The 22876-nt window shown below is 69.7% G+C and carries 18 protein-coding genes and 2 pseudogenes; 13 read left to right on the top strand and 7 right to left on the bottom strand.

Annotated elements, in window-relative coordinates:
• The first annotated feature begins 36 nt into the window (after positions 1-36).
• Complete coding sequence (locus tag VGR06_RS29285) at positions 37-2460, top strand: discoidin domain-containing protein (protein WP_327562380.1); 2424 nt, start codon at positions 37-39, stop codon at positions 2458-2460.
• Between the two features lie 359 nt (positions 2461-2819).
• Here the strand turns inward: VGR06_RS29285 and VGR06_RS29280 are convergent, their stop codons facing one another.
• Together VGR06_RS29280 and VGR06_RS29275 are read right to left on the bottom strand one after the other, a co-directional pair.
• Positions 2820-3176, bottom strand: a complete 357-nt coding sequence (locus VGR06_RS29280) for a hypothetical protein (protein WP_327562379.1) — start codon at positions 3174-3176, stop codon at positions 2820-2822.
• Between the two features lie 172 nt (positions 3177-3348).
• Positions 3349-4425 (bottom strand): erythromycin esterase family protein, encoded by a 1077-nt coding sequence (locus VGR06_RS29275; RefSeq protein ID WP_327562403.1) that lies wholly within the window; start codon positions 4423-4425, stop codon positions 3349-3351.
• A 183-nt stretch (positions 4426-4608) separates the two neighbouring features.
• On the opposite strand from VGR06_RS29275, the gene VGR06_RS29270 reads away from it, so the two are divergent.
• Positions 4609-5406 carry a TioE family transcriptional regulator gene (locus VGR06_RS29270; protein WP_327562378.1) on the top strand — a complete coding sequence of 266 codons (798 nt, stop codon included), beginning with the start codon at positions 4609-4611 and terminating at the stop codon, positions 5404-5406.
• A gap of 152 nt (positions 5407-5558) precedes the next feature.
• Positions 5559-5786, top strand: coding sequence for a hypothetical protein (locus VGR06_RS29265; protein WP_327562377.1), 228 nt, complete (start codon positions 5559-5561; stop codon positions 5784-5786).
• 86 nt (positions 5787-5872) lie between these two features.
• Here VGR06_RS29265 and VGR06_RS29260 read toward each other — a convergent pair whose 3' ends face one another.
• On the bottom strand, positions 5873-6325 hold the full coding sequence (locus tag VGR06_RS29260; RefSeq protein WP_327562376.1) for a VOC family protein: 453 nt from the start codon (positions 6323-6325) through the stop codon (positions 5873-5875).
• A gap of 910 nt (positions 6326-7235) precedes the next feature.
• Between VGR06_RS29260 and VGR06_RS29255 the strand changes: the two genes are divergently transcribed.
• The 8 genes and pseudogenes from VGR06_RS29255 to ilvD all read left to right on the top strand — a co-directional run bounded on the left by VGR06_RS29255 (position 7236) and on the right by ilvD (position 16489).
• Entirely contained in the window at positions 7236-7862 is a 627-nt protein-coding gene (locus VGR06_RS29255; RefSeq protein WP_327562375.1) for a hypothetical protein, read from the top strand.
• Between the two features lie 16 nt (positions 7863-7878).
• A pseudogene (locus VGR06_RS29250) lies at positions 7879-8526 on the top strand (ABC transporter ATP-binding protein); the annotation flags it as partial.
• A gap of 110 nt (positions 8527-8636) precedes the next feature.
• Positions 8637-9437: an ABC transporter permease gene (locus tag VGR06_RS29245; protein WP_327562374.1), complete on the top strand. Its 801-nt coding sequence runs from the start codon at positions 8637-8639 to the stop codon at positions 9435-9437.
• A gap of 110 nt (positions 9438-9547) precedes the next feature.
• Positions 9548-10924, top strand: coding sequence for a sensor histidine kinase (locus VGR06_RS29240; protein ID WP_327562373.1), 1377 nt, complete (start codon positions 9548-9550; stop codon positions 10922-10924).
• 13 nt (positions 10925-10937) lie between these two features.
• Positions 10938-11591: a response regulator transcription factor gene (locus VGR06_RS29235; RefSeq protein ID WP_327562372.1), complete on the top strand. Its 654-nt coding sequence runs from the start codon at positions 10938-10940 to the stop codon at positions 11589-11591.
• A 330-nt stretch (positions 11592-11921) separates the two neighbouring features.
• Positions 11922-12962 (top strand): hypothetical protein, encoded by a 1041-nt coding sequence (locus VGR06_RS29230; RefSeq protein ID WP_327562371.1) that lies wholly within the window; start codon positions 11922-11924, stop codon positions 12960-12962.
• A 328-nt stretch (positions 12963-13290) separates the two neighbouring features.
• Positions 13291-14565, top strand: coding sequence for an MFS transporter (locus tag VGR06_RS29225; protein WP_327562370.1), 1275 nt, complete (start codon positions 13291-13293; stop codon positions 14563-14565).
• Between the two features lie 241 nt (positions 14566-14806).
• Positions 14807-16489 carry a dihydroxy-acid dehydratase gene (gene ilvD / locus VGR06_RS29220; RefSeq protein WP_327562369.1) on the top strand — a complete coding sequence of 561 codons (1683 nt, stop codon included), beginning with the start codon at positions 14807-14809 and terminating at the stop codon, positions 16487-16489.
• Positions 16490-16508: 19 nt separating this feature from the next.
• On the opposite strand, the pseudogene VGR06_RS29215 reads toward ilvD, so the two are convergent.
• Positions 16509-16900: pseudogene (locus VGR06_RS29215) on the bottom strand (ABC transporter ATP-binding protein); the annotation flags it as partial.
• A gap of 205 nt (positions 16901-17105) precedes the next feature.
• Between VGR06_RS29215 and VGR06_RS29210 the strand changes: the two are divergent.
• Together VGR06_RS29210 and VGR06_RS29205 are read left to right on the top strand one after the other, a co-directional pair.
• The gene (locus tag VGR06_RS29210; RefSeq protein WP_327562368.1) at positions 17106-17378 is read left to right on the top strand and encodes a hypothetical protein; all 273 of its coding nucleotides are present in this window, start codon (positions 17106-17108) and stop codon (positions 17376-17378) included.
• Between the two features lie 342 nt (positions 17379-17720).
• The gene (locus tag VGR06_RS29205) at positions 17721-18650 is read left to right on the top strand and encodes a hypothetical protein (RefSeq protein WP_327562367.1); all 930 of its coding nucleotides are present in this window, start codon (positions 17721-17723) and stop codon (positions 18648-18650) included.
• A gap of 11 nt (positions 18651-18661) precedes the next feature.
• Here VGR06_RS29205 and VGR06_RS29200 read toward each other — a convergent pair whose 3' ends face one another.
• The 3 genes from VGR06_RS29200 to VGR06_RS29190 form a co-directional block, all read right to left on the bottom strand.
• Positions 18662-19216: a dihydrofolate reductase family protein gene (locus VGR06_RS29200; protein ID WP_327562366.1), complete on the bottom strand. Its 555-nt coding sequence runs from the start codon at positions 19214-19216 to the stop codon at positions 18662-18664.
• A 244-nt stretch (positions 19217-19460) separates the two neighbouring features.
• Positions 19461-21365, bottom strand: coding sequence for an acyl-CoA dehydrogenase family protein (locus VGR06_RS29195; RefSeq protein WP_327562365.1), 1905 nt, complete (start codon positions 21363-21365; stop codon positions 19461-19463).
• 400 nt (positions 21366-21765) lie between these two features.
• Entirely contained in the window at positions 21766-22854 is a 1089-nt protein-coding gene (locus tag VGR06_RS29190) for a Gfo/Idh/MocA family protein (protein WP_327562364.1), read from the bottom strand.
• Positions 22855-22876: the final 22 nt, after the last annotated feature.

Raw genomic sequence — 22876 nt, 5'->3', positions numbered from 1 at the left:
ACACCGCAACCCGCATCCACGAGTTCGAGGTGTCGCATGATCGCCTACCCGCGCGCTACGGTACCGCGCCATGAGGAATCGCCGCGTCTGTCGCGACGTCGCCCCGGACGCGGGTGCCTGACGGTGTCGCTGCTGGTGGCGGTGAGCGCCACGGTGCTGGAGTTCGGCGGCAGCTCGGCCCAGGCGGCGGTCACCCGACCGACGCTGACCTTCGCGAAGGCCGGCCCGCAGTCAACCCTGGGTGCGGCCTACGGCAAGGCGCTGAAAAATCTGCTCGACATCAACACGGTTCGCTACGACCCCGACGTGTACAACCAGACGGGCCTGCTGACCGACCCGCCCGGCACGTTCATCCGCGCCGGTGGCGGCTACCAGCAGCCGTGGGCCCGCGACGCGTCGGTGAACTCGTGGAACGCGGCCAGCCTGCTCGAACCCGAGGTGGCCAGAAATACGCTGTGGTCGGTGGTGCGCCGGCAGGCGAACGGGCAACTGATCGTCGAACAGGACAATCAATGGTGGGACCAGGTGGTGTGGTTGACCTCGGCCTGGAACCACTATCTCGTGACCGGCGACCGGAGCTTCCTCACCGATGCGTACCAGACGGCAACCAACATTCTCAACCTACGCCGCTGCGCGAACTACAACGCCACGTACGGCCTGTTTCAGGGGCCCTCGTTCTTCAACGACGGCATCGCCGGGTATCCGGTACCGCCGGCGGACACCACCGAGAGCAGAGGCTCGTTCGTCGGTGATTACCCGACGACCGACAAAATGATGTCCTTGAGCACGAACGCGCTCTACTACACCGCCTATCGTGGTGCCGCGCAGATGGCTTCCGCGCTCGGCCGGCCCGCCACCGAGGTATCCGCGCTCAACGCCAACGCGGATTCCCTGAAGACGAAGATCAACCAACACTTCTGGATCGCCAGCAAAGGAACGTACGGCTATTTCATCCACAACGGTGACAGCCTGTCGGGCACGCTCGACCAGTCGGAAGAGGGCACCGGGCTGTCGTTGGCGATTCTGTTCGACATCGCCGATGGCAACCAGGCGCGCTCGATAATGCAGAACACCCATGTTCAGCCGCAGGGCATCGTCGACGTCTACCCGCATTTCGCCCGTTATGGCGACGCTAAGCCCGGCCGGCACAACGTAATCGTATGGCCGATGGTGCAGGGTTTCTGGGCCAGTGCCGCCGCTCACTCCGGTGACCAGAGCCGGTTCGCCACCGAAGTGGCAACGCTGGCCAGCCTCGCCAACTCGAGCGACGGCTTCTACGAGATCTACAACGCGCAGACCGGCGAAGTGGACGGAGGCTGGCAGACCGGCGGACATTGGGGCTCGGTGGAGAATCAAACGTGGTCGGCGACCGCGTTCCTGCGCATGATCTACTCCGGCCTGTTCGGCATGACGTACACGACCGGCGGTATCAACTTCACACCCACGCTCCCGTCGGGCTGGGGTGATGTGACGCTGTCCGGGGTGCGCTACCGCGACGCGACCCTCAACATCACGTTGCGCGGATCGGGCAATGTCATCAGCTCGTTCACACTCGACGGCGCGGCAACCGACAACCACTCGGTCCCGACCACACTGACCGGGACCCACACCGTCGAGATCACCCTGACCAATGGCGAACCTAGCACCACCCTTCAGGCGGAGAACGCGGTGCTCACGGGCGGTGCCAAGGCGAACAACGACCACGCCGGCTACACCGGAACCGAATTCGTCGACGGATACTGGAACCAGGGCGCGACCACCGAGTTCACAATCAATACCACGAGCGCGGGGCAGTACAAGGTCGCACTGCGATACGCCAATGCCACTGGCTCGGCGAAGACGCTCAGCGTATTTGTGAACGGGGTGAGGGTGCGCCAGACCAGCCTGCCGGCGCTGCCCGACTGGGACACCTGGAGCACAAGGTCGGAAACACTCAGCCTCAACGCCGGCCGAAACACGGTGGCCTACAGGTTCTACGCCGGTGACAGCGGCAACGTGAACCTCGACGCCATCACCACCAGCGGCCCGGGCACCGGGTCGAACCTGGCGCTGAACAAGCCCGCCACCGGCAGCATGTCGTGCAATGCCATGGAAGGCCCGGAAAAGGCCGTCAACGGTGGCGTCTCGGGCGGCAACAGCGACAAGTGGTGCTCGGCCGCATCGACCAGGTTCCTCCAGGTGGATCTGGGCCGGGAGTACGCGATCGGATCCTTCACCGTGTACCACGCGGGCGCTGGCGGGGAACCGACCGGTTGGAACACCCGCGACTTCGACCTGCTGGTGTCCAAAGACGCCGGCACCTGGCACACGGTGGCCTCGCCACGAGGCAACACGGCAAACGCCACCACACACCCGCTGGCCGCACCGGTCAACGGGCGGTACGTGCGGCTCAACGTCATCACGCCGACCTCGACCACCGACACCACCGCACGCATCTACGAACTCGAGGTGTATGCGTAGGGGCTAGTCGGCGCCTAGTACCAAGATCGTGTTTCGCCCGGTGAGACCCTCGAGTGCCTCATCTTCCGCGGCCGGCCGGCCGATACACGGTCAACCTGTTCTACACTGGCCGAGACCAAGCACGACAGCTGGTTCGCGAACTTTCCCCTGCCGCCCAGGCGTTACCACTCCTCGAACAGAAGGGAATTCATGGAGACACGCGGGGCCGGGACGGAACGCTACCTGATACGCATGTGGTGGTTCGAAGACCTGCCGGTCGACGTCGCCGACGACCATTGAGGACGAAGCGGGCCGGATTCGGAACCGCCCGGCGTCGCGAGTACCGCGGGTTGGCCGCCCGACACGTCTACGCGCAACGTCTACGCCGAGGCCGCCACGACAAAGAGCCTGGTGTCGTTGGTCCACTCGGCGACCTGCCGAACCGGTCGAGCCGCGCCTTGGTCAGCCGCCTCCGGTTCCAGCCGCGCGAAGGGGAACACGCTGATACCGTCCGGGCCGTCGTCGTAGGCGTACAGCATCTCCTCCTGAGGCGGACGGACACCGCCCACCATCGCCTCCACCGCTAGTCCATCGCGACCGGTCCGCACGACCGCGCGCGGGACATGCGCAGAAGCGACGACGACCTGGAACCCCTCCGAACCAGCCCTGTCAACAACAGCGGTGCCGCCGTCGACCGACGAAATCTTGCCGACGACACCTTGCCGAGACAGCACCAATTGCCCAGGTCGAGGCGAGCTCCCGTCGACTCTGATGGCAGCGTGGCCGGCCGCGCGACCGTTGTGAATCATCACCGCGGTAAAAGATCGGCGGGCGCCGACCGCATCCTCATCAGCCCAGCCCTCGATGTGGACGCCACCATCGACAGTCGTTGCTGAACGCTGGGGGAGCCTAGCTCCGCCGGGCGTCCTTGACGAACACGATCCCGTCGGTGCTGGCCAGGTGGGCCGGGTCCAATGGGGAGTAACCGTACCAGGGGGACACGCGGGGGGCGGGCGTCACGTCGCCGAGGACGGTGGCCAGTCGGCGGGCGTCGACGACGTAACGGTCCTTCGGCAGCGCGTACAGCAGCCCCTCGATGGTGTCCGGGGGTGGGGCGTCCACGCCATGGTGGCGGATCGTGCCGAGGGCGGTGGCCAGGAAGGCGTACCCGTCGCCCAGGTGGGCGCTGACGATCGCGCCGGCGCTCCACCATTCCAGCGGCAGGTCGCCCATCCGCATCGTGCTCTTGTCCCGCTGCAGATGGCCGTTGTGCGCGTTCACCAGCGTCGGGCTCCGTTCGGCGAGGGCGAGCAGGTTGGCGGCCATCATCGAATCCCGCAGGCCCACCAGCCGCGCCATCCGGCCCGGTGCCGTCTCGGCCATCCAGAAGTGGTACCGCAGCAGCCCGATGGCGGTACGACCGTACAGGCGTGCCCGGTCCCGGTCGTCCCGCGAGGACGCCGCGATCAGATGTGGCGTCTGCGCGTCGAGCAGGGCCACCAGGTCGTCGGCGAGCAGCCGCAGCTGGTTGGCCTCGGGTGTCTGCCCCACGGACTGGGACGGGTCCATCATCGCGGCGGGATTGGTCCAGCGGTCGTCGGCGCCGAGCAGGCGGTCGAGCGTATCGGCGGTGCAGAGGAGCAGGTCGGCGTCGGCCCAGGCGGTGAGGTAGGCGTGCAGTGCGGTGAGGGCCTGCCGCGGGCTCGCCGCGCCGGTGATCTCCAGCGGGCCGTCGAACCCGGCGAAGCGGAGCTGCTGTGACCCGGGCCGGCCGTCGTTGTACGCGCGCATCCAGCGCACCAGCTCGCGGTTGGCCGCGAAGGCGCCCCACTCGTGGCTGAAGCCGCGCTCCATGACCTCGTCGAGGGTGCCCGTGCCCGACGTGACGTAGTCGTCCACGACCAGGCCCATCATGCAGTCACTCTCGATCGCGATCGTCCGGTAGCGCTCCTGCTCGACGAGTTGCCGGAAGAGATCGTTTCGCAGTCGAGCAGAACGTCCTCGCCGTGGGTGGGCTCGCCCAAGGCGAGCAGCCGCGGCCGGGCCGGGACCAACCCCATGACGGTAGCAGCGTCGACGACATGGGCGGCGTCTGTGATACCAGCAGTCATGCCCTCAACGGTATCGTTGAACCAACGATGAAAACTTCTCGTCGATATCGGCAGAACAGTGACGCGAAACCTTCAAGACGGTGGACGGCTCAGGCCGGTTGACCTGGCGCGAGCGCACGGGCTGTCCACACAGGCGATCAGGAACTACGAGGCGGCCGGAATCCTTCCGGGCGCCGAACGCACCCTGCATGGCTACCGCACCTACACGCCGTGGCACGCGCAAGCCCTGCGCGCGTTCCTCGCGCTCGTGCCCGGACACGGCCACCAGACGGCCACGGCAATCATGCAGGCGATCAACCGGGACGCCACCGAGGACGCGCTTCGACTCATCGACGAAAGTCACGCCCAGCTGCTCGACGACCGCCGCACCATCCAGGCCGTCGAAGCCGCGCTTCGCGACCTCAATCCCGTACCGCAGGAACGCGGCGGCACGTTCGTCGGCCCCCTGGCCAGAAGGCTCGGCATCCGCGCGGCCACGCTGCGCAAATGGGAACGCGCTGGCCTGGTCCAACCGCGCCGCGACCCGCAGACGGGCTACCGGGTCTACAGCGCAGCCGACGTACGCGACGCCCTACTCGCCCACCAGCTCAGACGGGGCGGCTACCCGCTTGAGCAGATCGCCCCGCTGATCGTCCAAGTCCGTTCCGCCGGAGGCGTCGCACCGCTCGCGTCGACGCTGCGCGACTGGCATGCCCGCCTCTCGGCCCGCAGCCGCGCCATGCTCACTGGCGCCGCCGCACTGGACGCCTACCTCGACTGCCGACCGGCCCCACCCGGAGGCAGGCCGAGTGCCGCACCAGCACCGCCGGGCGCCCGAGCGGGTCATCCCGGTCGCCGTACGCAGGTCACCGTATGACGCTCCGGCTTCCGCAGCCGCGCGAGCCGCCGCCGTGCTGGGGTCGTCATCACCGCGATGACGTCCCAGCGCGGCGCGCCGACACCCCAGCCGGTACAACCCGGACCGGCCCGTGGGGCCCGATCAGCTCCGTGGTGGCGTCGACCTCGACCATGGGTAGGCGCCGTCGGACCGCGCCGATCACGCCGGGCCGGATGACGGCGGTCGGCGAGGCCGCCCGGCTGTTGCGCCCGGGTGGCCGGCTGGTGTTGGCCGATTTCCGCCACGCGCGGGCGTACGCCGACCAATTGGCCGGCCTGGGTCTGGTGCGCGACCTGGGCTGGCGGTTCTGGTACGGCGGGCCGTGGGGACGCACCAGCGCGGTCACCGCGACCCGATGACCGAACACTTCGCGTCAGAGCGGGGCCCGACCGCGCGATGAGGCGATGCGCGATCCTGCGGGCGCATGTGAAAGGCTGGCCCCTGATCAGCCTGGAAACGGGCGCAGGGGCGACTTATCGCCTACCGACCAGTTGTGACCGAACGGGTCCGTGAAGCCACCTTGACGGTGCGTCCCCCAGGGCACGCGGTGATCCTCGATTTCCGCTCCGGCGGTTGCGCCGGCGCCGACGGCGCGCTCGATGAAGGTGTCTGGGTCCTCGGCAAACACCTCGATGCGGGTGCTCGTGACCCCCGCGTGGTCGGGACTGGTCTCCGTGGGGTTCTTGGGATTGACCTCGTGGAGGAAGAAGGGGCCGCCACTGATCTCAAGGCCGGCCACGCCACCAAGGTTCCACAACTCTGTCGCGCCCAGTGCGGTCTTGTACCAGGCAACCGCAGCGTCTGCGTCTGGGACGATCAGCATCACAGAGATCACTGGTGGTGAAGTGGACACCGTGTCGCCGGACGGGGCGGAACGATCTTTCGGTTCCTCGGTCATGCCCACAGCATGCCGGACGTCACCAGCAGCGTCTCCCCGGTCTGGCCGACAGCCCGACTCCACCAGCACCAACGGCCAGCAGATCACGCAGTGTGCCGTCCAACCCTTGCTGAGATCAACCTCAGTGCCCGCACAGCCAGATGAATGCGCGTCACGCGCACCGCGGCGGACGGGTATGGCCGGTCGCCGATGCCGGGCAGGCCGTCAGCGGGTCGCTGTGTCGTGGTCATCTTCTGGGTTGGGGTATGCGGGGCAGTCGAGGTGCCGGCCGATGGTCTGTAGCAGAGCGGCGAGGTCGCGACGCATGTGGTGGGGCAGGCGGCGTTGCATCAGTGGTACGGCCCAGCGGCCGCGTGTGGCGACGTTGTGCACGGTATTCGACCAGGCTGCCGCGCGGGCACTCTAGGCGGAACAGTGCGCCGCGCGGCGCAGCTTGCAACCAGCACCGGCGAACCTTTTCCATCACCCGGCGGCCTGGCGGCTGCTTGCTGCCTACAGGCGACCGTCTGTGGTGGCTGCGGATCGGGACGTCCAGTGATTCACCGGGCGGGACCGCCGGGACCGGGTTAGAGGGCCGTGACGGCGGTTAGAGGACCTTCAAGGCCAGGTGCCTGCCGCGGCCCTGGCTGTGCAGCCGAGCCGGCAGCTGGCCCAGCGGCGCCGGCCGCTGGCAACGGTCGTAGATCTACTCCGCCGGTGTCGCCCCTGACCCCGTCGACGCCGAGGTCGTTCGTGCTGTCGACCTCGTTCGAAAGATGCTCGCCGGCGACCGAACGAAGCCGGGGGATTTCCCCCAGGCAAAGATGGGTGGTTGCCGCGTTCCACCCCGCATGCCCGATTCGTAGCGTTGAATCCGTTGTTCGACTTACGGGCGGACCATGCGACGGAGGTTGTGATGCAGGTAGGGCGAGTGGCAGGGACGGTCCTGTCGTTCTGGCGAGTCGCGTACGGTGTCGGCACCTGGCGCCGGATCGGCTACGCGATCGCCGCGGTGCCGGTCTGTGTGGTGTGCCTGGTCTTGGCGCTCGCCGGTCGGGCCGGCACGGCCGCCCGATACCAGCGAAGCCTCGCCAGCGGGTTGACCGGGCGAGCGGCCGGTGACACGGCGACATCTGAGACGGCGACATCGCTGGTGGCGGCACGGGTGTTGGTCGGGTCCGTCGCCGGCCTGGCGATCGGTCTCGTTTCGTGGGCGGTCCTCCAGTACCTCGCGCTGCATGCGCTCCTGAACCTGGGCTTCCCGCTGCGCAACTACCTGACCATCGATGAGCAGTCCGGCGTCGCGTTCAGCTTGTGGGGCCTGCGCCGGGTGTCACACACCGGCAGCATCTGGGCCAGCACGTACGACGGCTCGTGGGGCGGCCCGACGCTGCTCGGCGCGTGGGCCGTGCACGCCGGGCTGGTCCTGGTGTCGAGCGTCCCGCTGCTGCTGTGGGCGGTGCGCGGTCTGACCCGCCTGCACGGCGGCCTGATCCGGACCGTGCTGGGTGGGACCGCGCCGACGGTCCAGCCGGCTCGCCCCGCTCGTGCCGCGTGAGCAGGAGGCGATCCTGATGATCGAGGTACATGGCTTGACCAAGCGGTACGGTTCGGTGCTCGCCGTCGACCGGTTGAGCTTCGAGGTGCGGCCCGGCATCGTGACCGGTTTCCTCGGCCCGAACGGCTCCGGAAAGTCCACCACGATGCGCATGATCCTGGGGCTCGACGCGCCAACGGCCGGGCAGGCACGGGTCGGTAGCCGCCGGTACCGCGACCTGCGGTGGCCGTTGCGCGAGGTCGGCGCGTTGCTGGAGGCCAAGGCGTTCCATCCGGGCCGCAGCCCGCGTGCCCACCTGGCGGCGCTCGCCGCGAGCAACGGCATCCGCCGATCGCGGGTAGACGAGGTGCTCGCCATCGTCGGGCTCGACGGTGCGGCCAGGCGGCGGGCCGGGAAGTTCTCCCTCGGCATGGCGCAACGGCTCGGCATCGCCGCGGCACTGTTGGGCGATCCCGGCGTGCTGTTGCTGGACGAGCCGGTCAACGGCCTGGATCCGGAGGGGATCCGGTGGGTACGCAATCTCGTGAGGTCGCTGGCGGCACAGGGTCGCGTGGTGTTCGTGTCCAGCCACCTGATCAGCGAGATGGCGTTGACGGCCGACCATCTCGTGGTGATCGGCCAGGGACGGCTGCTGGCTGATACGTCGGTCGCCGAGCTGTCTGCCCGGTCCGACTCGCTGGAAGACGCGTTCCTGCGGCTCACGTCCGCGGCCACCGAGTTCCGCGGCAATGGCGGGTATCCGCGAGTCGATCATGAGCAGGAGGGCAGGGCGTCATGACGGGCGCGACATCGACCGGCCAGCCTCCGGGCCGCTACCGGTTCGGGCACGTGGCTCGGATGGAGTGGATCAAGCTGCGCAGCGTGCGCTCGACGTGGTGGCTGCTCGCGGTCGTGCCGCTGGCCATGGCCGGCGTGGGGGTCGCCGTGGCCGTCGGGTACCGCTCGCACCGGCCGGTCGCCACCACGGCGCAACTGGTCAACAACGGCCTGGCCGGCGCCGTGCTCGCTCAGGTGGTGGTCGGCGCGCTCGGTGTGCTCGTGGTGAGCAACGAGTACTCGTCGGGGATGATCCGGGCGACACTGGCCGCGATACCCCGCCGGGGACTCGTCCTGGCGGCGAAGCTCGCGGTGTTCGGCGTGGTCGCGTTCGCCGTAGGGGAGCTGGGCAGCCTGGCCGCCTTCGCGGCCAGCCAGGCGGCGTTGGCCGGTTCGCCGGTGCCGCGTGCCTCGCTGGGCGACCCGGCGATCCTGCGGACGGTGGTGTGCACCGGGGCGTACCTGGGTCTGATGGGGCTGCTCGGCGTCGGGGTCGGTGCGACGGTCCGGCATACCGGAGGCGCGATCGGCGCGCTGTTCGGGGTGCTGTTCGTGCCGATGTTCCTGGCCGCGGTGCTCGGGCCGTTCGGCATCACCGTGCTCAAGTTCGTCCCGCTGTTCATCTTGGTCAATTCGGTCGGCGTGGTCACGCCGGTGCCGGGCACCCTGTCGGCATGGGCTGGGATGGCGGTCCTGTGCGTCTACCCGGCGGTCGCGCTCGGGTTGGGCGGCTGGCTGCTTCGCCGCCGAGACGCCTGAACAGCGAGAATAAGCGCATGGCGGGTGGTCGGGGGGCTTCGGATGGTGGGGCGGCTCCGGGTAGCGGGCCGGCTTCGGGTGCTCGGGCGGCTTGGGGCGGATGGGCGGTTTTGCGCGCCGCGGCGCGGGCTCCCTTCACCGCACGGACGGCACGCGAGCTGCTGTTCTGCCTCGCCGGGGTGGCGGTCGCGCTGTGTGTCATCGGGGCGCTGTTCGCGGCGCCGCTCGGGCTGAGCGTCGTCGCTCGCCTCGCCGACCGGCGGTCGCCCGTACCCGGAGTTGCTCCGGGGCCGGGCAACCCCGCCGGCGTGGGGCTGTTCGCGTTCGTCACCAGCGCGGTCATCTGCCTCGCGCTGGCGCTCATGCTGGCCCCGCGAACCGCTCGCGGATTGAGTGGGGCGGTGCGGCGCCTCGCCCGGCGGCTTTTCGGCGAGACGATCGCGGCGCCGCCGCCGGTGCGCCGGCGCGGCTGGGGACCGCTCGGCTGGTTCACCGCCGGATGGCGGGACGGTCCAGGTTGGCGGGCGGTGGCGTACCTGCTGGCGCGGCTGCCGGTCGCGATCCTCGATGGATACGCCGTCTTCTGCTGGATCGCCGGGCCGGCGTCCATGACGTACCCCCTGTGGTGGCGGCTGTTCCGCAACCATCCGCCGGATGTCCAGCTCGATCCCGTGCTCGTACTGACCCCGGTCGGCTCGTTCCGGGTCGCTACTTATGCGGGTACTCTCGTTGCGTTTGCGGCCGGAGCGGCGATGGTGCTCGCCGCACCGTGGATCGCTCGGGCCGCCAACGCGGCGGACCTGGCGTTGATGCGGGGGCTGCTCGGCCCGGGCCGGTTGGCGCAACGGGTACGCGATCTCGAGGAGACCAGGGCACGTGCGGTCGACGACACCGCCACGCTGTTGCGGCGGCTCGAGCGGGACCTGCACGACGGTGCACAGGTACGGCTGGCCGCCCTGGCGATGAACCTGGGCCGGGCCAAGGAAAAGCTGGGAGACGGCGGTGAACCCGCCGACCTGGCCGCGGCTCGGGAGCTCGTCGACGCCGCCCACCGCAGCGCCAAGCACGCCCTCGTGGAGCTGCGTGACCTGGCCCGCGGTATCCACCCGCCGGTGCTGGACAAGGGCCTCGCCGACGCGCTCGCCACGCTCGCCGCCAACTCGGCCGTGCCGGTGCGGCTGCACGCCGACATCCCGGTCCGCCCGACGCTGGCGATCGAGACGATCGCCTACTTCTGCGTCGCCGAGCTGCTGGCCAACGCGGCCAAGCACAGCCACGCGAACAGCATCACCATCGAGGCAGCGCAGCGCTTCGACGCGCTGCGGCTGTCCGTTGTCGACGACGGTGTCGGCGGCGCCGACCCGGATCGCGGCACCGGCCTGTCCGGACTCGCCGCCCGGGTACGTACCGTGGACGGTCGGCTGGACGTCGCCAGCCCTCCCGGCGGCCCGACCCGGATCACCGTCGAACTGCCCCTACGAGCGTGAGAGCATCCGGGCCATGCGCGTGGTGATCGCCGAGGATGCCGCCCTCATGCGAGAGGGCCTGGTCGGGCTGCTCGAGGACCGCGGCCACGAGGTCTGCGCCGCCGTGCCCGACGCCGGCGCGCTGCTCGCGGCGGTGGCCACGCACCACCCCGACGTGGCCGTGGTGGACATCCGCATGCCGCCGACCCACACCGACGAAGGGCTACGCGCCGCGCTCGAGCTGCGCCGCGACCACCCCGACACCGGGGTCCTCGTGCTGTCTCAGTACATCGAGACCCGGTACGCGGCCCAGCTGCTGGCCTTCAACGCCGCCGGCGTCGGATATCTGCTCAAGGACCGCGTCGCCGACGTATCCGACTTCGTCGACGCGCTGACCCGGGTCGCCACCGGCGGTACGGCGCTCGATCCGGACGTGGTCAGCCAACTGCTGGGCGCCCATCAACGCGCGCGTGGCCTCGCCGATCTGACGCCGCGGGAACGCGAGGTGCTGGCCCTGATGGCCGAAGGGCGTTCCAACACCGGGATCGCGGCTGCCCTCACCGTCACGGGCGGGGTGGTCGAGAAGCACGTGGCCGGCATCTTCAACAAGTTGGGCCTGCCGCAAGCCGAAGGCGACAACCGGCGAGTGCTCGCGGTCCTGCGCTACCTCGGATCCCCACCCACGTGATGGCATGAACGCAAGCCGAACACGGCGAGGCGGGAGCAGCTTGTGAGCTGCCGGGTATCGCCCACGGCGCGCAACCGCATCGACCAGCCTGAGCCGCGGGCAACCGCGCTGCTGTCCGAACTTCTGCTGGATCGTCGCGGCCCGCCTCGCCGAACGGCTCTGGACCGGGCAGGATATTGACGCATGTGAGAACCTACTGTTAACAAGGTGCAGTGATTTGCCCGGGAGGTCACCATGCGACGGTCCCTACTGCTGGCGGCGGTTCTGCTCCTACTGGCAACAGGCGCTCCACCCGCCGCAGCCGCTCTCCCGGCCAGCTCGCATGCCCGCGTGAGCACTCCGGTCAAGACCGCCAACGCGAGCCAGGCCGTCACCCCCGTGCAGATCTACGGCGCCTGGCACTGCGGCAATGACTATTGCACCTGGGGTGCGGTCCGCAGCATCGCCGAGTTCGACAGCCAGAACCACTGGCTGATCGACCGAGGTGACGGTCGCCCGTCCGTCAACGTGGTCATCCTCAGCTTCGTCAACCCGCTTTCGCTGCTGCACCAGACCACCGACGCGGCGACGCTCAACGGCGTACCGCGCGGCATGACCCCCGAGATCGTCAACTACTTCAGCTCGCGCGGCATCCGGGTGATGCTCTCCATCGGTGGTATCACCTACACCGACGACTGGGACGCCGCGCTCGCCGAGAACCCGACGCTGTTCGGGCAGCGGGCCGCCGCCGTGGCCAGCCAGCTCGGCGTCGGCATCGAGATCGACTATGAGCAGAACACCGACCCGAACCTCACCGCCCTGCAGTCATTCATCGACGCCTACCGCGCCATCAACCCGTATGACGCCACCGGTACCCGACCCCAGGCCCGGCTCACCATCGATGTCGCGGCCGGCGACCGCTGGCTCATTGCGCTGAACCGCAAGGCGACCGCTGACTGGCTGCGTACCGACACCCCGGTACTCGACTACGCCAACGCCATGGTGCCCGCCCGGCCGGCCTCGGCGACCAGCTCACAGGCGAGCTGGCAGGAGCACGTCGACGGCAAGCCGCAGTACAGCCCGCCGGTCCCACCGCTGGCCCCAGCCAAATTCACCGGCGGGATCTACATCGCGTACGGCGGCAAGGCCCTACCCGAATGCATCGACTACAACACCTCGCTACAGCGGGCCACCGCCCCGTACGTGCAGACTGTTGTGCCCAACGGTGCTGGTACAACAGCCGGCATGCTCGGCTTCATGTTCTGGGCCGCCGAGCGACCCTCTACCCGGGGCATCGGCACCGTGCCCCCGTACACCTGCGAAGGCGGTGTCGGTGCGGGAGCCACCGCGCTGACCATCGCGGTGCCAATGCCGGCACTCCGACAGAGCTGAACGGCTGACCCGGGCGACCGCGACCGCGAGGCCGGCAGCGTCGGCGAGCCGGCCGATGACGTCGAGGTGGTTGGCCGAGCACCGCGGTCAGCCGTACCGGGTCATGGTCTGTGGCGGTGGCGTACGTACCTTGTCAGGTGGGAGGCGGCGCGCATGTGCCTCCATGGACTGAGCGACGCGGCTGGCACCGCAGCGCGCGACCGCCGGCGCGCGGTTCGCGACGCCGAATCTCATCGCGCGCCCGGCGGCGTACGGCGGGTCCGCATCCTGATGGATGACGACCCAAATCGCTGCGTCCCACGCTGACAACCTGGCAGGGAGCACACCCGTGATCGGTGACAGCGACGAGGCCAACCCGGCTGCGGCGACCCCGGCGGGCGGTCGCTGGTTGACCCGTGGCGTGGCCGGTGTCGGTGCGTCGAGTTTCTTCTCCGATGCCGGCCACGAGATCACCACCGCCGTCCTGCCTAGCTTCCTCAGCGCCACCCTGCATGCCGGAGCCGGCGCCCTGGGTCTCATCGAAGGCGCCAGCGACGCCCTGATCGGCCTCGCCAAGGTTGCCGGCGGACCCCTCGCCGACGACCCGCGCTGGCGGTCTCGGCTGGCCCGCGGCGGCTACCTGGGCACCGCCGTGCTAGGCGGCGCGATCGGTCTGGCCACGGCGGTGTGGCAGGTCGCGATCCTGCGAGCCGGGTCTTGGGTCGCTCGGGGGCTGCGCTCACCGGCGAGAGATGCGCTGCTGGCAACCTTGGCCCCGCGCTCGGCCTACGGACGCGCCTACGGACTGGAACGCGCCGGCGACAACGCCGGCGCGCTTGTCGGGCCATTGCTGGCCGCGTTGCTGGTCAGCGTCATCGGAGTCCGCCCGACCCTGCTGATCGCCGCTATCCCTGGCGTGTTCGCCGCCATCGCGATCACCGTCGCCGCCCGCGAAGCCAGCCGCGTCGTGGCGGCGCCCGCCGGTCGGCGACGCCTCGCCGTCAACCTGTCCGCGCTTCGCGGGTACGGGCTGGTCCGCGCGCTGCTGCCGGTGGCCCTGTTCGAATGCGGCAACATCGCCACCACGCTGCTGATCCTGCGCGCCACCGACCTGCTGCACCACGGCGGGCGCGGGGTGGCCGCCGCGACCTCGCTGGCGATCCTCATCTACGCCGCGCACAACGCGTTCGCCACCGTGGCCGCCCTCGTCGGCGGCACCGTGATCGACCGGGTCGGCGCCCGGATGGTCTTCGCGGCCGGTGCCGCCGTATACATCGTGGCGTACGCCGGGTTCGCGATCGGTACCCACAACTGGGCCTGGCTACTGGTCGCGTTCTGTCTGGCTGGGATCGGGATCGGGTTTGCCGAAACCGCCGAGTCCACCCTCGTCGCCCACGCGCTGCCCGACCGGTTGCGCGGCAGCGGCTTCGGTCTGCTCGGCGTTGTGCAGGCCGGCGGGGACCTCCTCTCCTCTGCCGTGGTGGGCCTGCTGTGGGCCACCCTGTCACCGACGGTCGGATTTGCGTACGCCGCGGTATGGATGAGCGCCAGCCTGGTCGCGGCGCTCGTCATCCGCACCGTCCGGCCCGTACCCGCACAGCCGGGCGCCCCCGATGACGTGTAGCACGCGGGGCGGGAAAGCCGGCCGGTCCCACCTGCATCGTCGGATCCGCGAGGCGGCCCAACGCGTCGACGGCGGTCATGCGACGCTCGGTCAGCACGTGCTCCAACGCCCGCAGCTGCCGATCGAGATTGCCGGTGCCAGGCGGCGAATCGGGTGCCGCGCCGCAACGCCCCGAAGGACGTGACGATCCTGGATCGTGGCGACGTCGCATCGCAGCGGCAGGCGTCGTAAGGTCCCGGCTATGGGTGGAGCTGTGGAACGCCAGCCGCGCAGTCATGAGGTCACTCGCGGATTCGAGCGTGCGCCGGCGCGTGCGATGCTTCGGGCGGTCGGTATGACCGACGAGGATTTCGTCAAGCCGCAGATCGGGGTGGCCTCGTCGTGGAACGAGATCACGCCGTGCAACCTGTCGCTGGACCGGCTCGCGAAGCGAGCCAAGGACGGAGTACGCGCGGCCGGCGGGTTTCCGCTGGAGTTCGCCACGATCTCGGTGTCGGACGGCATCTCGATGGGCCACGAGGGGATGCGGGCGTCGCTGGTAAGCCGTGAGGTGATCGCAGATTCGGTGGAGTGCGTCATGCACGCCGAACGATTCGACGGCGCTGTCCTGCTCGCCGGATGCGACAAGTCCGAGCCGGGCATGCTGATGGCCGCCGCGCGCCTGGACCTGGCCGCGGTATTCCTGTACGCGGGTTCAATCCTGCCCGGTCGGCTCGGGGACCGGGACCTGACCATCGTCGACGTGTTCGAGGGCGTCGGCGCCTGCGCACTCGGAAAGATCACGCGCGAGGAGTTGGACGCGATCGAACGCGCGGCCTGCCCGGGCGAGGGCGCCTGCGCGGGCATGTTCACCGCCAACACCATGGCCAGCGCGGCCGAGGCGCTGGGCATGTCGCTGCCGGGCAGCGCCTCGCCGCCGGCACCGGACCGCCGCCGCGACGAGTACGCGCTGCGCTCCGGTGAGGCGGTCGTCCGGCTCATCGACCAGGGCATCACGGCACGGCAGATCCTGACCCGTGAGGCATTCGAAAACGCCATTACGGTCGTGATGGCACTCGGTGGCTCCACCAATGCGGTGCTGCACCTGCTGGCGATCGCCAACGAGGCCCGCGTCGAGCTGACCCTCGACGACTTCAACCGGATCGGCGACCGAACCCCGCACCTGGCCGACGTGAAACCGTTCGGTCGCTATGTCATGAACGACGTCGATACCGTCGGCGGGGTGCCGGTGGTCATGAAGGCGCTACTCGACGCCGGTCTGCTGCACGGCGACTGCCTCACCGTCACCGGAAAGACCATGGCGGACAACCTCGCCGAGATCACCCCACCCGACCCGGACGGGAAGATCCTCCACGCCATCGACAACCCCATCCACAAGACGGGCGGCCTGACCATTCTGCGAGGATCGCTGGTCCCCGACGGCGCGGTCGTCAAGAGCGCCGGGTTGGAGAGCACCGTCTTCGAGGGCCGGGCGAAGGTCTTCGACGACGAGAAGTTCGCGATGCAGGCGCTCACCCGCGACGAGATCCGGCCCGGTGACGTCGTGGTGATCCGGTACGAGGGGCCCCACGGCGGCCCGGGCATGCGGGAAATGCTCGCGATCACCGGTGCGATCAAGGGTGCCGGCCTGGGCAAGGACGTGCTGCTGATCACCGACGGGCGGTTCTCCGGTGGTACCACCGGCCCATGCATCGGACACGCCACCCCCGAGGCTTCCAAGGGCGGTCCGATGGCGCTGGTCCGCGACGGCGACATGATCCGCCTCGACATGCGCACCCGCACCCTCGACCTGCTCGTCGACGCGGACGAGCTGGCGCTTCGACGGCAGGGGTGGACCCCACCGGCGCCGCGCTACACCTCCGGCGTACTCGCGAAATACGCCAGGCTGGTCGGCTCCGCCGCCACGGGCGCCGTCTGCGCCTAGACCCGGAGGCCAGCACACCGAAGCCAGCCAGGCCGACGAGGTCCAGGAACTCGCGGGCCCGCGACTCGCTGCTGCCGCGGCAGACCGTTGGCCTCCAGCCCGAACTCGACGTTGCCCTGCGCGGTACGCCAGGGCAGCAGCGCGTACTGCTGGAATACGATGCCCCGGTCCAGGCCGGGCCCGCTCACCGGCATCCCGTCCACCAGGATCTGGCCCGAGGTCGGGGCAGACAGCCCGCACAGCAGGTCCAGCAGTGTGGACTTGCCGCAGCCGCTCGGTCCGACCAGGACCACGAACTCTCCGGTTTGGGACATCGAAGGAGATGTCGTCGAGGGCGGTCACCGTACGACCGCGGGCGGCGAACACCTTGCCGACACCCTGGAAGCTGATCTTCGCGGTCGTGGTCGCCAACGCAGAGACGGCGTGCAAGCACTTGCGTCGAGCTGGGCCTGTCCTGCGTTGCCCTAGGGTCCTGACCGCGGGATTACCCCGATCGTCGCGCCAAGGGTCCCCTGGGTGGCGGGGCAATCGATGTCCGGCGGAATCCCGGAGGCGATCAGTGTCGCCGGTGGGTCACGCTGAGGCCGTATCTTCCACGAGATCGGAGTTGATCGACATGCGAAGCCAACTGCTCGCCGCCCGCGCCGCCGCCCTGTTTGCCAGCGACCTGCCGGCCGGTTCCCGACCCAGCGGTCCCGTCGTCGACGCCGCCATCGCCGGAGCCCTGCGCGCCTGCGGTGGCACGCGTGGCTGCGTGGCCACGATGGCCGGCGCTTACGGCGACTACCCGGAGACCGCAGCCTCGCGCATGCGCTGGGCGCGGGGTGTGGTGGTGACCGTCTACGGGTCACGACGCCTGGAGCCCGATCGGGAGCTGGTCGCCGCCTGATCCCGTTCCCCCGGGGTTTCCGGGACGCGGGCCGGACTCCGCGGACGGTGGGATGACACGAAAGTTTGGCTGGCCCGGCTCGACGCCGAGACCGCAAACCTGCGGTCGGCGCTCGCCAATGGCGGCGGGCTGCGCCTCGCCAACGCTCTGACGTGGTACTGGTTCCTGCGCGGTCGCTTCACCGAGGCCCGGGCCGCACTTGCGCTGGACGGAGACGCCGCGGCACGCGCCCGGGCCGCGGCGTGGCGGGCCGGCTTCGCGTTGCTCCAGGGCGACCCCGTCTCACCCGCCGAGATACGATCAACCCTTTCCGGGTACGCGGACAGCCGGGTCACCTGGTTCGTGGCCCACGCGCTGATCGACCGTTCCGAGCTGGCGCTCGCGTCCGCGTTGCTGGACGACGCCCTCGGCGGCGGCGACGAGTGGACAGCGGCCGCCGTGCTCGTCTCCCGGGCCAAGCTGGCCCACGCCGCCGGCGACCTGGCGGCCCTGGAACGCGACGGCAACCGCAGCGCCGGGTTGTTCGCCGGGCTCGGCGACCTCTGGGGCCGCCTGCAGGCAACCGACTGGGTCGGCGGCCTGGCCGAGCTGATCGGCGATTACGACCGTGCCGCCGCCCTGCATGAGGAGGGCCTGCGCTGGGCCGAGGAACTGGAACTCTGGCCGGAGGTCGGCAGCAAGCTGTCCTGGCTCGCCTGGATCGCCGTGCAGACCCGCGACTACCCGCGGGCCCGCGAGCTGGCCGACCGTGCGTACCGGCTCGCGGTCGAGCAGGGCGCGCCGGCCGCGATCGTCTTCGCGGAGCTGAGCCTCGGCTTTGCGGCCCGCCGCGACCGCAAGCTCGACGTCGCCGTCACTCACCTGCAACACCTGGCGGAGCTGGGCCGCCAGGAGAACCAGCCGGCGCTGTACCTGCCGATGGTCCTGGTCGAGCTGGGTTATGCGGCCGAACAGGGCGGTGACCCGGCGGCCGGGCTGGCCCTACACCTCGAGGCGTTCCAGGCGGCGCAGGCGATGGGCGCGCCCCGTGACACGATAACCGCCCTGGAGGGCCTGGCGTCGGCGGCCGGCGACCCGGAGGTCGCGGCCCGCCTCCTGGGCGCCGCGGCCGCCGCCCGGTCGGCCGCCGACTTCACCACCGCACCTGCGGAGCGCGACGACCTGGACCGGATCACCTCCCGCCTGGTCGCTGCCCTCGGGCGTGAGCGCTTCGACGCGTTGGTCGCCGAGGGACACGACCTGGGCCCGGGGGAGGCCCGGGCCCTGGTCTGATCGATCTGCGCTCACTCGGCCGCCGTCGGCCGGTAGCACGCGATGATCACGCCACTCTTCATGACCTTGGTGTCGGCCAGGTCGAACGACGCCTTGAAACCGGTCAACGGCGCGGTGACGCTGTCGCCGCCTTCGAGAACCGGATGGATCCAGAACCGGACCTCGTCCAGCAGCCCCGCCTTGATCAGCTGGGTGGTGACCGAACCGAACCCGTACTGCAGGATGTCCTTGCCGTCCTGAGCCTTGAGCTTGGTGACCTCCTCGACCAGGTCGCCTTGCAGCACCTCGGTGTTGTTCCACGTGGGGTCCGTCAGGGTGGTTGATGCGACGTACTTCTTGACGTGGTTGAAGTAGGCCGCGCCGGTGCTCGGGTCGCTCTCGTCCCGGGTCGGCCACGAGGCGGACATGACGTCGTAGGTGGCACGGCCCATCAGCAGCGCGTCGGCGCCGTTCGTCTGTTCGGCGGCGAAGGCGGAGGCCTCGTCGTCGAAGTACGGCATGGTCCACGCGGGGTCTTGGATGACGCCGTCGAGGGTGATGTAGGTCGAGTTGATGAGCTTGCGCATGACATCCTCCCGGGGAGTGCTCGGTTTGACACCCCGAACGCTGCCGGGCCGCGCTTACGGTTTCCTTCAGATGCCCTTACATCCCAGACGCGGCGCTGCCCCGTGCGCGTCTCGGCCAGCACGGCATCGACCATCTCGAACGGCACCTGCTGTGTCAGCTACCCCTGGGGTTGCCCGCGCTCGGGGTCTCGCGCGTTGACGTCGCAACCGCGAGGGCGTTACGCCGAGGGCACGAGCGAGATGATCACGCAGCTGGCGGGATCCGGCGGCGCACGTCGTCCACCGTGGCCGGGCCCGGCTGCCACGCGGCCACCCAGGCGCTGTCGGTCGGCGAGGTGACGATGCCCTCCTCCAGGAAGGCGTACCGCCCGTCCAGCACGCGCCGCGCGACCTTCACATCCAGCGAGTCGGTGTTGTCCCAGAGCGCCGCGAACAGGGCCTCCGCCCGCAGCCGCGCCTGCTGGCAGAAGAGATCGGCCAGCTCCACGCCCTCGGGCCGGTCCTGCCGCTCCGCGCGAGCGCGCACGCACACCGCCGACATCGCGAACAGCTCCGCTCCAATGTCGACGATGCGACCGAGGAAGCCTTGCTTGCGCTCCAGCTTGCCCTGCCAGCGCGACATCGCGTAGAACGTCGACCGGGCGAGCTTACGCGAGGCCCGCTCGACGTACCTCAGGTGAGCGGCGAGCGGACCGAACTCGCCGTACCCCGTCGGCACCTGGCCGCGACCAACCGCCAGGGTCGGCAGCCACCGCGCGTAGAAGGCGCCGGCCCGCGCCCCGGCCCGTGCCTTGCGGCCGAGCCCAGCGTCCGGGTCGATGATGTCGCCGGCGACCGAGAGGTGCGCGTCGACCGCCTCGCGGGCGATGAGCAGGTGCATGATCTCCGTGGAGCCTTCGAAGATGCGATTGATCCGCAGGTCGCGGAGGATCTGCTCGGCCTCGACCGCGCGTTCGCCACGGGCGGCCAGCGATTCGGCCTTCTCGTAGCCGCGGCCGCCGCGGATCTGGATCAGCTCGTCGGCGACCTGCCAGGCCATCTCGCTGGCGAAGAGCTTGACCAGCGCGGCTTCGATGCGGATGTCGTTGCGGTCATCATCGGCGATCACGCAACAGAGGTCCAACATGGACTCCATTGCGTACGTGGTAGCCGCGATGAATGCGATCTTCTTGGCTACGGCCTCGTGCTGCCCGACCGGGCGGCCCCACTGGACCCGCTTCGCCGACCACTCGCGCGTGATGTTGAGCGACCACTTACCCGCGCCGACGCACATCGCGGGCAGCGACAGCCGGCCGGTGTTGAGCGTCATCAGCGCGACCTTGAGGCCCTTGCCAAGGCCACCGATGACGTTCTCCTCCGGCACGAACACGTCGTGGAACCGGGTCACGCTGTTTTCCAGCCCACGCAGGCCGAGGAACTCGTTACGCCGTTCCACCGTGATGCCCGGCGCGTCGCCCTCCACCACGAACGCGGTGATGCCCTTGTCCGGCACCCGGGCCATCACGACCAGCAGGGTGGCGACCGTACCGTTGGTGGCCCACAGCTTCACCCCGTTGAGCCGGTAGCCCCCCTCGACGGGCTCGGCGACGGTGCCCAAGCGCGCCGGGTCGGACCCGACGTCTGGCTCGGTTAGCAGGAACGCGGACACCTCGCCCGCCGCCAGCCGGGGCAGGAACGCCTTCTTCTGCGCAGGAGTGCCGAAAAGCTTGAGCGGCTGCGGCACGCCGATCGACTGGTGCGCGGACAGGAGCGCGCTGATGGCGGGGTTGACCGAGCCGACGAGCGTCAACGCCTTGCAGTAGTGAAGGTTGGAAAGCCCGAGGCCGCCGTACTCCTTGTCGATCTTCATGCCGAACGCGCCGAGCTGGGCGAGGCCGTGGAAGACCTCGTCGGGGATGCGGGCCTCCCGCTCGATGCGCGCGCCGTCCACCTCCGAGCGGACGTACGCCTCCAGCTTGGCGAGGTATTCGTCCGCGTCGGGACGGGGCTCCGCGGCGGGCCACGGATCGATCAGGTGGAGCCGGAACCGCCCGAGGAACAGTTCCTTGCCGAAGCTCGGCTTGCGCCACTCGGAGTCGCGAGCGGCCTCGGCTACCTGCCGCGCCTGCTTCTCCGAAACGTCGGCTGGCTTGCGCTGCGTCGTGGTCACCGCTTACCCCCTTGACCCGAGTACGGCTAGCACCCCGCGAAGATGCTCCGCTCCGCATCTCCGCTGGACCTCGCTACGCACGCTACCCACGAGTATTACTCTGCGGTAGCCTTCGGCGCATATTCGTCAGCTTCGTCTCCGCCCAATTGCGGCGTGCCTCGCGCGGGCCGAAGAACTCCGCGAGCACGGCGTCACCGCTCTCGCCGTGACCCCAGGCGATCGGACGCGAGAATGTCGTGCTCGCCCAGGCCGGCGGCAGCCGCCCTGTCACCGATCCTCAGCTGAGCCCTTCTACGCGGCTCGTTCATACCGTTGATCAGTCCGCCGAGGACCCCGATTGGGGTGCACGCCGACCCGCCGAGCGGGTCCACGCCGAGCACGGTAGCGGACCTGGATCGGCTCAGGAGGCCCAGTTCTCCCGCTGTGTGGTGACGGGCCTCCCGGTACGTGCCGCTTCTTCAATGGCCAGGCCCAGCAAGTGATCCTGGCACGCCTCGGCTAGCGGGTATGGCTCCGGCCCGTCGCCGCGGGCCCAGCGTCCGGTGTCCCGCAGGATGGCCGCGACCGCTAGGTCGTCGTCAGAGAAACGTGCTCCTGGGAAGGGATTCCGGTAGAGCACCCGGCCGTCGAAGCTGATGTGGGCCAGCTCGGTCCCCTCCAGGTTGAGGTCGATACCGAGCTGGCGGCGGGTGAGCGCGGAGGCCACCGGTGTGGTGCCGTCGGCTAACCGCACTACGGTGTCGTCGACTATTTCCCCGCGCGAGCCGCGGATGACGATGCGACGCGCCCGCAGCGGGTTCCACCACTGGTTGTCGGTGAAGTCGTAGAGGCCCGACCGGCTGCCGCCGAAGTCGAGCATCGCGATGGTGGTGCCGAGCTCCTCGGGTTCGTCGGACTGGGTCCAGCCGTCCGGCGACAAAGGGTTGACAAGTGGGGCGCGGAAGGTGCGCGCGATGATGGTTGCGGGCTCGAAGCCGACGCCGAGCATGTGCCGGATCATCGAGGTTGCGTGGTACAGGTGAGTCGAACTGACCTGCACCGATGTGACGTCGCCGAGGATGCCTTGGCGCAGCACCGCCAGCCGGGCGGCGTGTCCGGGCATGAGCAGATACTGCTCGGCCACCTGTACGCGTCGGCTCGCGCCGACCGCCTGCCATAGCTGGCGGAGACCCGCCGCGTCGGGCGCCGGCGGGGTCTCCGCCAGGACGTGCAGGCCGAGGGCGACGGCATCAGTCGTGATCTGCGGGGTGACCGACCACGGGACGGACGCCACCACGAAGTCGGACTTCGTCGCCGCGGCGAGATCCGGGAGTGCGCGAAACGTGGGTACGTCCCACGCAGCCTCGATCTCTGCCGCTCGCTCGGCGCTGCGAGTCACCACGCCGGTGACGGCCAGGTGTTCGGGGGCCATGCGCGCCAGGCGCAGGAAGAACTGCGTACGCCAGCCACTGCCGACGACGCCGAAGCGGGCTGCTGGTGTGGTGGTCACGGCGCTCCTTCCGAGCGGGAAA

Origin of the sequence: Actinophytocola sp., from assembly GCF_036002505.1 — a bacterium.
In the GTDB taxonomy this organism is placed as follows: Bacteria; Actinomycetota; Actinomycetes; order Mycobacteriales; family Pseudonocardiaceae; genus DASYTH01.
The sequence above is the reverse complement of the archived record's forward strand: the minus strand, read 5'-3'. Positions and strand labels throughout refer to the sequence as shown.